This is a genomic window from Streptomyces sp. MAI_2237 (assembly GCF_054189285.1).
Genome location: NZ_JAJPGQ010000001.1, coordinates 640,611 through 653,119 on the forward strand (window position 1 = coordinate 640,611; position 12,509 = coordinate 653,119).

General features: G+C 71.2%; 14 protein-coding genes and 1 pseudogene. 6 read left to right on the plus strand and 9 right to left on the minus strand.

What is annotated here, in order from left to right; genetic code table 11:
- Positions 1 to 78: 78 nt before the first annotated feature.
- From LN251_RS02980 to LN251_RS02995, 4 genes are all read right to left on the minus strand, one after another.
- Complete coding sequence (locus LN251_RS02980; protein WP_458242952.1) at positions 79 to 597, minus strand: SixA phosphatase family protein; 519 nt, start codon at positions 595 to 597, stop codon at positions 79 to 81.
- 65 nt (positions 598 to 662) lie between these two features.
- The gene (locus LN251_RS02985; protein WP_458242953.1) at positions 663 to 869 is read right to left on the minus strand and encodes a hypothetical protein; all 207 of its coding nucleotides are present in this window, start codon (positions 867 to 869) and stop codon (positions 663 to 665) included.
- Between the two features lie 167 nt (positions 870 to 1,036).
- The gene (locus tag LN251_RS02990; protein WP_107416183.1) at positions 1,037 to 1,153 is read right to left on the minus strand and encodes an SGM_5486 family transporter-associated protein; all 117 of its coding nucleotides are present in this window, start codon (positions 1,151 to 1,153) and stop codon (positions 1,037 to 1,039) included.
- Between the two features lie 48 nt (positions 1,154 to 1,201).
- Positions 1,202 to 2,518 carry a CynX/NimT family MFS transporter gene (locus LN251_RS02995; protein WP_458242954.1) on the minus strand — a complete coding sequence of 439 codons (1,317 nt, stop codon included), beginning with the start codon at positions 2,516 to 2,518 and terminating at the stop codon, positions 1,202 to 1,204.
- Positions 2,519 to 2,588: 70 nt separating this feature from the next.
- Between LN251_RS02995 and LN251_RS03000 the strand changes: the two genes are divergently transcribed.
- On the plus strand, positions 2,589 to 3,278 hold the full coding sequence (locus LN251_RS03000; protein ID WP_458242955.1) for a FadR/GntR family transcriptional regulator: 690 nt from the start codon (positions 2,589 to 2,591) through the stop codon (positions 3,276 to 3,278).
- Here LN251_RS03000 and LN251_RS03005 read toward each other — a convergent pair.
- From LN251_RS03005 to fabG, 3 genes are all read right to left on the minus strand, one after another.
- Positions 3,259 to 3,600 carry a hypothetical protein gene (locus LN251_RS03005; RefSeq protein WP_458242956.1) on the minus strand — a complete coding sequence of 114 codons (342 nt, stop codon included), beginning with the start codon at positions 3,598 to 3,600 and terminating at the stop codon, positions 3,259 to 3,261. The genes LN251_RS03000 and LN251_RS03005 overlap by 20 nt on opposite strands.
- A 172-nt stretch (positions 3,601 to 3,772) precedes the next feature.
- The gene (gene fabI, locus LN251_RS03010; RefSeq protein ID WP_058926159.1) at positions 3,773 to 4,540 is read right to left on the minus strand and encodes an enoyl-ACP reductase FabI; all 768 of its coding nucleotides are present in this window, start codon (positions 4,538 to 4,540) and stop codon (positions 3,773 to 3,775) included.
- A gap of 5 nt (positions 4,541 to 4,545) precedes the next feature.
- Positions 4,546 to 5,250, minus strand: coding sequence for a 3-oxoacyl-[acyl-carrier-protein] reductase (fabG, locus tag LN251_RS03015; protein ID WP_058926158.1), 705 nt, complete (start codon positions 5,248 to 5,250; stop codon positions 4,546 to 4,548).
- Between the two features lie 252 nt (positions 5,251 to 5,502).
- Between fabG and LN251_RS03020 the strand changes: the two genes are divergently transcribed.
- The 3 genes from LN251_RS03020 to tyrS are packed head-to-tail and all read left to right on the plus strand — an operon-like array spanning position 5,503 to position 9,743.
- The gene (locus LN251_RS03020) at positions 5,503 to 7,026 is read left to right on the plus strand and encodes a TldD/PmbA family protein (protein ID WP_458242957.1); all 1,524 of its coding nucleotides are present in this window, start codon (positions 5,503 to 5,505) and stop codon (positions 7,024 to 7,026) included.
- Positions 7,023 to 8,417, plus strand: coding sequence for a metallopeptidase TldD-related protein (locus LN251_RS03025; protein ID WP_458242958.1), 1,395 nt, complete (start codon positions 7,023 to 7,025; stop codon positions 8,415 to 8,417). Before LN251_RS03020 ends, LN251_RS03025 begins: the two co-directional genes overlap by 4 nt.
- 57 nt (positions 8,418 to 8,474) lie before the next feature.
- A complete protein-coding gene (tyrS, locus tag LN251_RS03030) occupies positions 8,475 to 9,743 on the plus strand; it encodes a tyrosine--tRNA ligase (RefSeq protein WP_458242959.1) in 1,269 nt (422 codons plus the stop codon).
- Positions 9,744 to 9,809: 66 nt separating this feature from the next.
- On the opposite strand, the gene LN251_RS03035 is transcribed toward tyrS, so the two are convergent.
- On the minus strand, positions 9,810 to 10,088 hold the full coding sequence (locus LN251_RS03035) for a GlsB/YeaQ/YmgE family stress response membrane protein (protein ID WP_458242960.1): 279 nt from the start codon (positions 10,086 to 10,088) through the stop codon (positions 9,810 to 9,812).
- A gap of 243 nt (positions 10,089 to 10,331) precedes the next feature.
- Between LN251_RS03035 and LN251_RS03040 the strand changes: the two are divergent.
- Together LN251_RS03040 and LN251_RS03045 are read left to right on the plus strand one after the other, a co-directional pair.
- A pseudogene (locus LN251_RS03040) lies at positions 10,332 to 10,731 on the plus strand (DUF3099 domain-containing protein).
- Between the two features lie 214 nt (positions 10,732 to 10,945).
- The gene (locus tag LN251_RS03045; protein ID WP_458242961.1) at positions 10,946 to 11,194 is read left to right on the plus strand and encodes a hypothetical protein; all 249 of its coding nucleotides are present in this window, start codon (positions 10,946 to 10,948) and stop codon (positions 11,192 to 11,194) included.
- Positions 11,195 to 11,225: 31 nt separating this feature from the next.
- On the opposite strand, the gene LN251_RS03050 is transcribed toward LN251_RS03045, so the two are convergent.
- The gene (locus LN251_RS03050) at positions 11,226 to 12,260 is read right to left on the minus strand and encodes a LacI family DNA-binding transcriptional regulator (protein ID WP_458242962.1); all 1,035 of its coding nucleotides are present in this window, start codon (positions 12,258 to 12,260) and stop codon (positions 11,226 to 11,228) included.
- Positions 12,261 to 12,509: the final 249 nt, after the last annotated feature.

Sequence of the window (12,509 nt, forward strand, 5' to 3'; positions counted from 1 at the left end):
GGACCACGCCTCAGGCCGTAAGGCCGAGGGGCCCGGCACCACCATGGTGCCGGGCCCCTCTGGCGTCCGCGCGGGGTGTCACTCGCTGGGCGCCCAGTAGTCGGTGAGGGTGGCCACGGCCGGCTCCAGGGATTTCCAGGAGCCGTCGAAGGTCAGGACGGCGAAGGCGGCGGCCGGGAAGCCGCGGCCGTTCATCCGCTCGCGGGCGTCGCCCTCGGCCGAGCCGGCCAGGATGTCGGCGAGGCCCTGCACACCCGGGTTGTGACCGATCAGGATGACGTTCTGGGCGTCGTCCGGGGTCTCGTTCAGCAGGGCGATCAGCTCGCCGGGCGAGGCCTCGTAGATCCGCTCCTCATAGACGGTTTTCGGCCGGTGCGGGAACTCGTGGACGGCGAGTTTCCAGGTCTCCCGGGTCCGGGTCGCGGTGGAGCACAGGGCCAGGTCGAAGGGGACGGCGGAGTCGGCCAGCTTGCGTCCGGCGACTGCGGCGTCCATGCGCCCCCGCTCGGCGAGGGGGCGCTCGTGATCGGTCACCTGGGGCCAGTCGGCTTTCGCATGCCGGAAGAGGACGATCCTGCGGGGTTCTGCGACGCTCATGCCACCCAGCTTCGCATGAAACAGGCCATCGGGCGCAGGGAGTTGACCGGCGGCTTCGGGCGTGCTCAGCGGGCCATGAGCTGCTGCACGCGCTCGAACAGGTGCGTGATCGCCGGGTCGCCCGCCGCCGCCTGCGCGTCCGTCGGGTTCAGCATGAGCGCCAGGAGCACGATGAAGGCGACGGTGGGCAGCGCGAGGGCCCACCAGGGCAGCCGGATGTCGACGCGGCCCGTGGTCGCCGCGTGGGGCCGGGTGTGCGACTGGGCCGACATGGGTTCCTCCGTGGGTCTTCGGGTCGGTGGTCCGCCTGGCGCGGCCACACTTCGAAGGTACGGAGCCGGGCGCCCTCAACCCATCCGGAGATCCACCCAGTTGACCCTGACACTCGCCCCCTAGGGGATGGTGGGGCTAGCACCACCATGGCCCCCCGCAGGGGGTGTCAGGGGGAGGCGAGCGTCGCGATGACGGCGATGATCACGAAGATGGCGAAGAACGCGCCGAAGACGATCAGCATCTTCTTCTGGCCGTTCTGGGGGTTCGGATCGAGCACTGGCATACGGCAAGTCTCGCACCCCTCCCCCGCCCGGGGGCCGTCGGGGTGAGGTCAGCGGGCCGCCTCGTCCTCGACCGTGCGGTCGCGGCCCGCCAGCACGCCGACCACCATCTGGGGGATCATCAGCGCGGACATGAGGGCGATCGGCAGGCCCCAGCCGCCGCTGTGCTGGTAGAGCACGCCGACGAGCAGCGGGCCGGGGATGGAGATCAGGTACCCGGTGCTCTGCGCGAAGGCCGACAGCTGGGCGACGCCGGCGCCGGTCCTGGCCCGCATGCCGACCATGGTCAGGGCGAGCGGGAAGGCGCAGTTGGAGACGCCGAGCAGCAGGGCCCAGGCCCAGGCGCCGCCCGCCGGCGCGAGGTAGAGGCCGGCGTATCCGGCCAGTCCGCAGACGCCGAGCGCGAGCACGATCGGTCCCTGGTGCGGCAGCCGGGTGGCGACGCGCGGGATGACGAAGGCGAGCGGCACGCCCATCACCATCGTGACCGCCAGCAGCAGCCCCGCCGTGCCGGCGGACACGCCCGCGTCCCGGAATATCTGCGCCATCCAGCCCATCGTGATGTAGGCGGCGGTGGCCTGGAGGCCGAAGAAGACGGCGAGGGCCCAGGCGGTACGGCTCCGGGTGATGCGCAGCGCGGGCGCCGCGTCGTGGGCGGAGCGCTCCCGCACGCGCGTTTCCCCCCGCACCGCCGGCTCCTCGGCGGGGGCCGCCTCCCGGCGCCGTACGAACGGGATCCACGGCAGGACGGCCGCCCCGGCGAGCGCCGCCCACACCGCGAGGCCGGTCTGCCAGGAGCCGCCCAGGGCGTCGGTCATGGGAACGGTGATCGCGGCGGCGGACGCGGTGCCCAGGGCGAGGGCCATGGAGTACAGGCCGGTCATGGAGCCGACCCTCTCGGGGAACCAGCGCTTGACGATGACCGGCATCAGGACGTTGCTGACGGCGATGCCCATGAGGGCGAGCGCGCTCGCGGCCAGGAAGCCCGCCGTGCCGCCCGCGTACGGCCGTATCAGCAGGCCCGCGGTGATGGCGAGCATGCCCGCGCACACCACCGCGGCGGGGCCGAAGCGGCGGGCCAGGCGAGCGGCCATGACGCCGAAGACGGCGAAGCAGAGCGGGGGTACGGAGGTGAGCAGTCCGGCGACGCTGCCGCTCATGCCCAGCCCGTCGCGGACCTCCTTCAGGAGCGCGCCGAGGCTGGTGATGGCGGGGCGGAGGTTCAGCGCGGTCAGCACGATGCCGATCAGGAGCAGTCGTGTCGTCCACGCGTGCGTGGCGGGCCGCGGCGGCTCCTGGGCGGCCGGGCCGCGCACCGCCGTGGACGTCGTCGTGCTGGTTTCCTCACGTGCCATGAGAGCCATCATAGAATCATGGGATGATTGGTTGTCCATGCCCGGGTCGGCCGTACCCGGCCGCCGCGTGCGAAGGTGTGCCATGCCCCTGAGCCATCCCCGTCGTTCGGCCCTGTCCGAGCAGGTCATCGCCGCGCTGCGGAACCAGATCACCTCCGGCGAATGGCCGGTGGGCTCGCGCATCCCGACGGAGCCGGAGCTGGTCGAGCAGCTCGGCGTCGCCCGCAACACGGTCCGCGAGGCCGTCCGCGCCCTCGCACACAACGGCCTGCTGGACATCCGCCAGGGCTCGGGGACCTACGTCGTCGCCACCAGCGAGCTGGCCGGCGTGATGCACCGCCGGTTCGCCGACGCCGACCCCCGGCACATCGCCGAGCTGCGCTCCACGCTGGAGTCCTCCGCGGCGCGGCTGGCCGCCCGGCGGCGCACGGAGAAGGACCTCAAGCAGCTCGACGCACTGCTTGTGCGGCGCGAGGAGGCGTGGGCGTCGGGCGACACGGAGGCGTTCGTGACGGCCGACTCCACCTTCCATCTCGCGGTGGTCTCCGCGTCGCACAACGACGTGATGACCGAGATGTACGCCGACCTCGGCGAGGTGCTGCGGGACTGGCTGCGCGACGACGTCGGCGAGGAGCTGACGCCGGAGACGTACATGGACCACACGCGGCTGGTCGACGCGATCCGCGCGGGCGACGCCGAGGCGGCGGGCACGGAGGCGGCGAGCTATCCGTTCCTGTGCCGTGCCGGGCGGTTCAGCCCTTCTGGTGGCTGACCCACGCCGTGCGCACGTCCTCCCAGCAGCGGCCGGTGAGCCGTACGGTCAGCGCCGGCGAGACATCGACGGGGGTGCCGTCGCTGTCGATGTCCCACCACGGGTCGCACTCGATGTGCAGGCTGACGCGGTCGGTCTCGGGATAGGGGTTGTGGCAGTACGCGGTCACATGGGAGCCGGTGACCCTGGTGCGGCACTCGGCCCCGAAGGGCTCGGCGGAGGCGGCTCTCGGCACGCGCACGTGCGGCACCGCCTCGAACGGCAGGGACATCACGAGAGCGACGGCGGCGGTCACTGAGGCCAGGCTGCGGGACAGGCGCACAACGGGGACCTCCTCGGCCGGGCTGGGGAGGGAGCGTGTGGTGAACGCCCCTCCAGCGTGCCCGGTCACCGGCCGCCGGCGCCCGGCCGGATAGGCCGAACGGGCGACGCCCCGCTGCCTTGCGGAAGCGGGGCGTCGGCGACGCGGGCGCCGTCGGACGGCGCGGGAGCGGTCAGGCGCCGATGGCGTGCAGACCGCCGTCCACGTGGATGATCTCGCCGGTCGTCTTCGGGAACCAGTCGCTCAGCAGGGCCACGATGCCCTTGCCGGCCGGCTCCGGGTCCTTCAGGTCCCACTCCAGCGGGGAACGGCTGTCCCAGACGGCGGCCAGGTCGCTGAAGCCCGGGATGGACTTGGCGGCCATGGAGCCGATCGGGCCCGCGGAGATCAGGTTGCAGCGGATGTTCTGCTTGCCCAGGTCGCGGGCGATGTAACGGCTGGTGGCCTCCAGGGCGGCCTTCGCCGGGCCCATCCAGTCGTACTGCGGCCACGCGTACTGCGCGTCGAAGGTCAGGCCGACGACCGAGCCGCCGTTCTGCATCAGCGGCAGGCAGGCCATGGTCAGCGACTTCAGGGAGTACGCCGAGACGTGCATGGCCGTGGCGACCGACTCGAACGGCGTGTTGAGGAAGTTGCCGCCGAGCGCGTCCTGCGGCGCGAAGCCGATGGAGTGCACGACGCCGTCGAGGCCGCCGAGCTCCTCGCCGACCACGTCGGCCAGGCGGCCCAGGTGCTCGTCGTTGGTGACGTCGAGCTCGATGACCTTGGTGGGCTTCGGGAGCTTCCTGGCGATGCGCTCGGTCAGCGTGGGCCGCGGGAACGCGGTCAGGATGATCTCGGCGCCCTGCTCCTGGGCCAGCTTGGCGGCGTGGAAGGCGATGGAGGACTCCATCAGCACACCGGTGATCAGGACGCGCTTGCCCTCGAGGATTCCGCTCATGGTGTTCAGTGACCCATTCCCAGTCCGCCGTCAACGGGGATGACGGCTCCAGTGATGTACGAGGCGTCGTCCGAGGCGAGGAACCGCACCGTCGCGGCGACCTCCTCGGGCTGTGCGTAACGGCCGAGCGGCACCTGGGACACGATGTTCTCGCGCTGCTCGTCGGTGAGCGCCTTGGTCATGTCGGTGTCGACGAAGCCAGGCGCGACGACGTTGAAGGTGATGTTGCGCGAGCCCAGCTCCCGGGCGAGGGAGCGCGCGAAGCCGACCAGTCCGGCCTTGGAGGCGGCGTAGTTGGCCTGGCCGGGGCCGCCGAACAGGCCGACGACCGAGGAGATCAGGACCACGCGGCCCTTCTTGGCGCGCAGCATGGCGCGGTTGGCCCGCTTGACCACGCGGAAGGTGCCGGTGAGGTTGGTGTCGAGGACGGACGTGAAGTCCTCCTCCGACATGCGCATCAGGAGCTGGTCCTTGGTGATGCCGGCGTTGGCGATCAGGACCTCGACGGGGCCGTGGGCGTCCTCGATCTCCTTGTAGGCCTGCTCCACCTGCTCGGTGTCGGTGATGTCGCACTTGACGGCCAGGAAGCCGGCCGGCGGCTCACCCGAACGGTACGTGATCGCGACCTTGTCGCCGGCATCGGCGAACGCGCGGGCGATGGCGAGGCCGATGCCCCGGTTGCCTCCGGTGACGAGAACCGAGCGGCTCAACGGATCACCCTTTCGATAGGGGTCTGACACATCCGCCCGGACAGCTGGACGACAGGCGGCTTCCCTCGAAAACCTATCGGGCCGTGCCCTCCCGCGGACAATCGGGCACCGACAGTGGCTCGGGGGACTCGCTGTCGGGTCCCTACAGAAAGTTGCCGAGCACGCCCGCAAACGTGTGGTCCGCCACCCGGTCGTCGCGACATGATCGGGGGCAACCGCCGGTCACTGTCGGGTCAACAGGAAGAGACGCAGGTGCCTCATACCATCGACGAAGCCTTCACGGCACTCCCGCTACGCGCCCTCGCGGACGCCGCGCTCGCCCGCGCGCGTGCGCTGGGCGCCGAGCACGCGGACTTCCGCCTGGAACGGGTGCGCAGCGCTTCCTGGCGCCTGCGGGACGCCAAGCTCGCCGGGTCGTCGGACACCACCGACCTCGGGTACGCGGTGCGCGTCGTGCACGGCGGTACCTGGGGCTTCGCCTCGGGCGTCGACCTGACCCTGGACGCCGCGGCCAAGGTCGCCTCGCAGGCGGTGGCGATGGCGAAGCTCTCCGCCCAGGTGATCAAGGCCGCCGGCTCCGACGAGCGGGTGGAGCTCGCCGACGAGCCCGTGCACGCCGACCGGACGTGGGTGTCGTCGTACGAGATCGACCCGTTCTCCGTGCCCGACGGGGAGAAGTCGGCGCTGCTGGCCGACTGGAGCGCGCGGCTGCTCGCCGCGAGCGGCGTCAACCACGTCGACGCCTCCCTGCTCACCGTCCACGAGAACAAGTTCTACGCCGACACGGCGGGGACCACGACGACGCAGCAGCGCGTGCGGCTGCACCCGTCCCTGACCGCCGTGTCGGTCGACGAGTCGAGCGGCGAGTTCGACTCGATGCGGACCGTCGCGCCGCCCGTCGGACGGGGCTGGGAGTACCTGACCGGCACCGGCTGGGACTGGGAGGGCGAGCTGGAGCGGATCCCGGAGCTGCTCGCGGAGAAGATGCGGGCGCCGAGCGTCGAGGCCGGCCTGTACGACCTGGTCGTCGACCCGTCCAACCTGTGGCTGACCATCCACGAGTCCATCGGCCACGCCACCGAGCTGGATCGCGCGCTCGGCTACGAGGCCGCGTACGCCGGCACCTCCTTCGCCACCTTCGACCAGCTCGGCAAGCTGCGCTACGGCTCCGAGCTGATGAACGTCACCGGCGACCGCACCGCCGAGCACGGTCTCGCGACGATCGGCTACGACGACGAGGGCGTCGAGGGCCAGTCCTGGGACCTGGTCAAGGACGGCACGCTCGTCGGCTACCAGCTCGACCGCCGCATCGCGAAGCTGACCGGCTTCGAGCGCTCCAACGGCTGCGCCTTCGCGGACTCCCCCGCGCACGTGCCCGTGCAGCGCATGGCCAACGTCTCGCTGCAGCCGGACCCGGCCGGGATGTCGACGGAGGACCTGATCGGCGGGGTCGACCGCGGGATCTACGTCGTCGGGGACCGCTCCTGGTCCATCGACATGCAGCGCTACAACTTCCAGTTCACCGGCCAGCGGTTCTTCCGGATCGAGAACGGGCGGATCACCGGGCAGCTGCGGGACGTCGCCTACCAGGCGACGACCACCGACTTCTGGGGCTCGATGGCCGCGGTGGGCGGCCCGCAGACCTATGTCCTGGGCGGCGCCTTCAACTGCGGCAAGGCCCAGCCGGGCCAGGTCGCCGCCGTCTCCCACGGCTGCCCCTCGGCGCTCTTCCGAGGCGTCAACATCCTCAACACCACGCAGGAGGCCGGTCGATGAGCGCCCGCAGCAGCAAGCCGCACGAGATCGTCGAGCGGGCGCTGGAGCTGTCCACCGCCGACGGCTGTGTCGTCATCGCCGACGAGCAGTCCACCGCCAACCTGCGCTGGGCGGGCAACGCGCTCACCACGAACGGTGTCACCAGGGGCCGTACGCTCACCGTGATCGCGACCGTCGGCGGCAAGGAGGGCACGGCCTCCGGTGTCGTCTCCCGCTCGGCCGTCACCGTCGAGGAGCTGGAGCCGCTGGTGCGGGCCGCGGAGGCCGCCGCGCGAGCCGCGGGCCCGGCCGAGGACGCGCAACCGCTCGTCGCGGACGTGCCGGCCTCCCCCGACTTCACGGACGCGCCCGCGGAGACCGGCTCCGCCGTGTTCGCCGACTTCGCGCCGGCCCTCGGCGAGGCCTTCGCCCGCGCGCGTGCCGGCGGACGCGAGCTGTACGGCTTCGCCAACCACGAACTGGTGTCGACGTACGTGGGGACGTCGACGGGTCTGCGCCTGCGCCACGACCAGCCCAACGGCACGCTGGAGATCAACGCCAAGTCGCCCGACCGCAAGCGCTCGGCGTGGGCCGGGCGGTCCACGCGGGACTTCAAGGACGTCGACCCGGCGGCGCTGGACGCCGAGCTCGCCGTACGGCTCGGCTGGGCCGAGCGGCGGATCGCGCTGCCCGCCGGGCGGTACGAGACGCTGCTGCCGCCGACCGCCGTGGCCGACCTGCTGATCTACCAGCTGTGGTCCGCCTCGGGCCGGGACGCGGTCGAGGGGCGCACGGTGTTCTCCAAGCCCGGCGGCGGCACGCGCGTGGGCGACCGGCTCACCGAGCTGCCGCTGACACTGCGCAGCGACCCGAACGAACCCGGCCTGGAGTCGGCGCCCTTCGTGATCGCCCACTCCTCCGGCGGCGACCAGTCGGTGTTCGACAACGGCCTGCCGCTCACGGCCACCGAGTGGGTGCGCGAGGGGGTGCTGCGGAACCTCGCCACCACCCGGCACAGCGCCGGTCTGACCGGACTGCCGGTGGCCCCGGCGATCGACAACCTGATCCTGACCGGCGGCGAGGACCGCTCCCTGGAGGAGATGGTCGCGAACACCGAACGCGGGCTGCTGCTGACCTGCCTGTGGTACATCCGCGAGGTCGATCCGGCCACGCTGCTGCTGACCGGCCTGACCAGGGACGGCGTCTACCTCGTGGAGAACGGCGAGGTGACCGGTGAGGTGAACAACTTCCGCTTCAACGAGTCGCCGGTGGACCTGCTGGGCCGGGCCACCGAGGCCGGGCGCACGGAAAAGACGCTGCCCAGGGAGTGGAGCGACTGGTTCACTAGGACCGCGATGCCCGCCCTGCGGGTGCCCGACTTCAACATGAGCTCTGTCAGCCAGGGCGTATAACCTCGTAGGCGGCTGTCAGCCGACTGCCCGAGGATCATCCAAGGAGATACGAGAACCGTGACGGACATCGTCGACGAGCTGAAGTGGCGTGGGCTGTGGGCCCTGTCCACTGACGAGGACGCTTTGCGCAAGGCGCTCGCGGACGGTCCCGTCACGTTCTATTGCGGTTTCGACCCCACCGCGGCCAGCCTGCACGTCGGTCACCTGGTGCAGGTCCTGACCATGCGCCGGCTCCAGCAGGCCGGACTGCGCCCGCTGGCGCTGGTGGGCGGGGCGACCGGACAGATCGGCGACCCGCGGCCCACGGCGGAGCGCACGCTGAACGACCCGGAGACGGTCGCGAACTGGGTGAACCGGCTGCGCGCGCAGATCGAGCCGTTCCTGTCCTTCGAGGGCGAGAACGCCGCGGTGATGGTGAACAACCTGGACTGGACAGCCGGCATGTCGGCCATCGAGTTCCTGCGGGACATCGGCAAGCACTTCCGCGTCAACAAGATGCTGACCAAGGACTCCGTCGCCCGGCGGCTGGAGTCGCAGGAGGGCATCAGCTACACGGAATTCAGCTACCAGCTGCTCCAGGGCATGGACTTCCTGGAGCTGTACCGGCGCTACGGCTGCACGCTCCAGCAGGGCGGCAGCGACCAGTGGGGCAACCTCACCGCGGGCCTCGACCTCATCCACAGGCTGGAGCCCGAGGCCGAGGTGCACTGCCTCGCGACACCGCTCATGGTCAAGGCGGACGGCACCAAGTTCGGCAAGACCGAGGGCGGCGCCATCTGGCTCGACGCCGAGATGACCACGCCGTACGCGTTCTACCAGTTCTGGCTGAATGTCGACGACCGGGACATCTCCACGTACATGCGCATCCTGTCCTTCCGGTCCCGTGAGGAGCTGGAGGAGCTGGAGAAGCAGACCGAGGAGCGCCCGCAGGCCCGCGCCGCCCAGCGCGCGCTGGCCGAGGAGCTGACGACCCTGGTGCACGGGGCCGACCAGACGGCCGCGGTGATCGCCGCGTCCAAGGCGCTGTTCGGGCAGGGCGAGCTGGCGGACCTGGACGACAGGACGCTGGCCGCGGCGCTGTCCGAGGTCCCGCACGTCCAGGTCGCCGAGCTCGGCCCGGTCGTCGACCTGTTCGCCGAGGTCGGCCTGGTGGCCAGCAAGTCGGCCGCGCGACGGACGGTGAAGGAGGGCGGCGCGTACGTGAACAACGTCAAGGTCGCCTCCGAGGACGCCGTGCCCGACAAGGAGGACCTGCTCCACGGGCGGTGGCTGGTGCTGCGCCGGGGCAAGAAGAACCTGGCGGCGGTCGAGGTCGCGTCCGCCTAGGACGACGTCGCGAAGGGGCGGGCCGCACGCCGGGCGGCCCGCCCCTTCGTCGTACCCCGTCCGCGCTCAGGCGGTCTGCTTCCGCTTGCCCAGGGTCGCCATGTACAGCATGTCGACCACGAAGACGATGACGATGGCGGCGACGAGCTGGAAGGCGTGCCGGCTCCAGTCGATGCCCGGGGTCGACTCCACTCCGAACGCCCTCGCGATCGCGTTGCCGACGACGGCGCCGAGGATGCCGCAGATGGTGGTCAGCCAGAGGGGGCTGTGCTGCTTGCCCGGGATGATCGCCTTGGCGATCAGACCGAGCACGAATCCCACGATGATCGCCCACAACCAGCCCATGGCTGCCTCCTTGTACGGCTCGACGCGAGTATTACGACAAGGGTCGGGCGGTACGCCGTACGGCGCATGTCGGGTACGGCCGTACGTGCTCCGGCCGAGGGCGTTCGCCCAGCGTGGAGGGGCCCCGGTCTCGTAGGCGGCGCAGGCGCGGCGTACCGTGGAAGCAGTCCGGACCCCCACCCCGGCCGGGGTGGACCGGACACGGGGACGGGCAGGGCCGATGCGGGCGGATGGTGGAATGTGATGCGAAAGCAGCACGGCGGCGGCAACGGCCAGGTGTTCCGGATCACCGGTGCCCGGACGGGCCCTGCAGGAGGACGTGCGCGGGCGGCAGCGCCGGTACGTCATCTCCATGTCGATCCGTACGGTGTCGGTCATCCTCGCGGCCTCGCTGTGGAACGTGGAACGGCCGGTCGCGATCGTGGCGTTGGTGCTCGGCGCGGTCCTGCCGTACATCGCGGTGGTGGTCGCCAACGCCGGGCGGGAGAACGCGCCGAGTCTGCCGTCGACGTTCGTCTCCGTGCCGATGCGCCCGATGATCACGCCGTCGCGGACGAACGACGGTTTCACGGAACCGGCTCCGGAAGATGTCGCGGCGGAGCCCGCGGCGGGCGCACGAAGCGAGCCGCACGACCCGGCGTGACCCGCACCGGGGCGTGACAAACGGAAGGCGCCTTCGCGCCAACCTCAAGAAAAGCTCAGATCAATCATGTTGTTCAGGTGCCGGGCGGCGGGTGACCCGTGACATACTTCGTAGGCGCTCCGCATCCCCCGTCGGAGCGACGGACCGACGCCGGGCAGCTCCCCCCGTGGCTGCTCGGCGTCGCCTTGTTTGCAGCGGTTTGTGAGACATACCTGTGAGTGACACCCCCATCTGCTCCGCCAAGGGCTGCCGTGCCGACGCCGTGTGGGTGCTGGCGTGGAACAACCCGAAGATCCATACGCCGGAGCGCCGCAAGACCTGGCTCGCCTGCGACGAGCACCGGGAGCACCTGTCGCAGTTCCTCGGGGTACGGGGGATGCTCAAGGACGTCGTGACCCTGCCGGACTGGGAGGCCGGGAAGTCCGCCGACGCACCGGGCACCGACGGGGTGCGCGACAGCTGACTCCGGCGCCGGTCCACGGCCCCGGCGTCCTTCACTCGGCGGACGGCCCCCCGGACGACTCGCGTACGACCAGCCGGGTCGGCAGGACGACGTGCCGGCGCGGGGTTCGCGGGTCGTCGATCTCCTCCAGGAGCAGCCGAGCGATGGTGCTGCCGATCTTCTCGACGGGCTGGCTGACGCTGGTCAGCGGTGGATTGCTGTGCCGGGCGAGGATCGAGTCGTCGAACCCGACCACGGCCACGTCGTCGGGGACCCGGCGCCCCGACCGGCGCAGCTCCAGCAACGCGCCGACCGCCATCACGTCGGAGGCGGCGAACACGGCGTCCAGATCCGGGAGTTGTTCGAGAAGTGAACGCATCGCGGCCCGTCCGCCGTCCTCGGTGAAGTCGCCCCTGGCGACCAGCTCGGGACCGGCCGGCAGGCCCGCCCGCTCCAGCGCCTCCCGCCATCCCTGGAGCCTGCTGCGGGCCACGTCCATGTCCAGCGGCCCGGTGATGGTGGCCACTTTGGAGCGCCCCTGGTCCAGCAGGTGCCGTACCGCCGCCGCGGCCCCGCCCTCGTTGTCCGAGTGGACGTGGCTCAGCGGCTCCTGCCGGCCGCGCCGGCCGGCGAGCACGGTGGGCAGGCCCATCTCCTCCAGCATGCCCGGCAGCGGATCGTGCTCGTGGACGGAGACGAGGAGCACGCCGTCGACCCGCCGCTCCGCCACCGACGCGGTGAGCTGGTCGCGTTCGCCCTGGTCGCGGACCAGCATGAGCTGGAGCTGGGTGCGGGTCTCCGTGAGGACCGTGCTCACCCCGCGGATGACGGCCGAGAAGTACGGTTCCGAGCCGAGCCGGCTCTCGGACTCCGGGATGACGAGGGCCACGGAGTTGGTCTTGCTGGTGACCAGGCCGCGGGCCACGGAGTTGGGGACGTAGTTCAGTTCGGCGATGGCGGCCAGAACGGCGGCCTTCGCCTTGTCGCTGACGAGTTCCGAGCCGTTGATGACTCGTGAAACCGTGGTCCGCCCGACACCGGCGCGTGCGGCGACGGTCTTGATCGTCGGCCGCTGCCTCTCCCCCATGGCCCCTCCTTGCCTGCCGCGCCGCCGGACGCGTGCCACCTGCGCATTGTGCCAGAGCCCCACGGGTGCCGATCCCGCCGGCCGGGGGCCGCCGCGACATCGCCCCGTAACCGACCGCGTTCACCTTCTTGACATGACGACGGCGACACGGTCAGTCTTCACCCACCTTGGTGGGCACGTTCCCACCAACGTTTGGGAACGTACCCACCAGACTAATACGGACAAAAAGCCGTCCTGTTTCGACTGGTG

Bases quoted from the DNA above. Each gene is read 5' to 3' on its own strand.
- LN251_RS02990 (WP_107416183.1), bottom strand. From the start codon at position 1,153: ATGCCAGTGCTCGATCCGAACCCCCAGAACGGCCAGAAGAAGATGCTG.
- LN251_RS03050 (WP_458242962.1), bottom strand. From the start codon at position 12,260: ATGGGGGAGAGGCAGCGGCCGACGATCAAGACCGTCGCCGCACGCGCC.
- LN251_RS03025 (WP_458242958.1), top strand. From the start codon at position 7,023: ATGAGCGCCCGCAGCAGCAAGCCGCACGAGATCGTCGAGCGGGCGCTG.
- LN251_RS02985 (WP_458242953.1), bottom strand. From the start codon at position 869: ATGTCGGCCCAGTCGCACACCCGGCCCCACGCGGCGACCACGGGCCGC.
- fabI (WP_058926159.1), bottom strand. From the start codon at position 4,540: ATGAGCGGAATCCTCGAGGGCAAGCGCGTCCTGATCACCGGTGTGCTG.
- LN251_RS03000 (WP_458242955.1), top strand. From the start codon at position 2,589: ATGCCCCTGAGCCATCCCCGTCGTTCGGCCCTGTCCGAGCAGGTCATC.
- LN251_RS02995 (WP_458242954.1), bottom strand. From the start codon at position 2,518: ATGATGGCTCTCATGGCACGTGAGGAAACCAGCACGACGACGTCCACG.
- LN251_RS02980 (WP_458242952.1), bottom strand. From the start codon at position 597: ATGAGCGTCGCAGAACCCCGCAGGATCGTCCTCTTCCGGCATGCGAAA.
- LN251_RS03035 (WP_458242960.1), bottom strand. From the start codon at position 10,088: ATGGGCTGGTTGTGGGCGATCATCGTGGGATTCGTGCTCGGTCTGATC.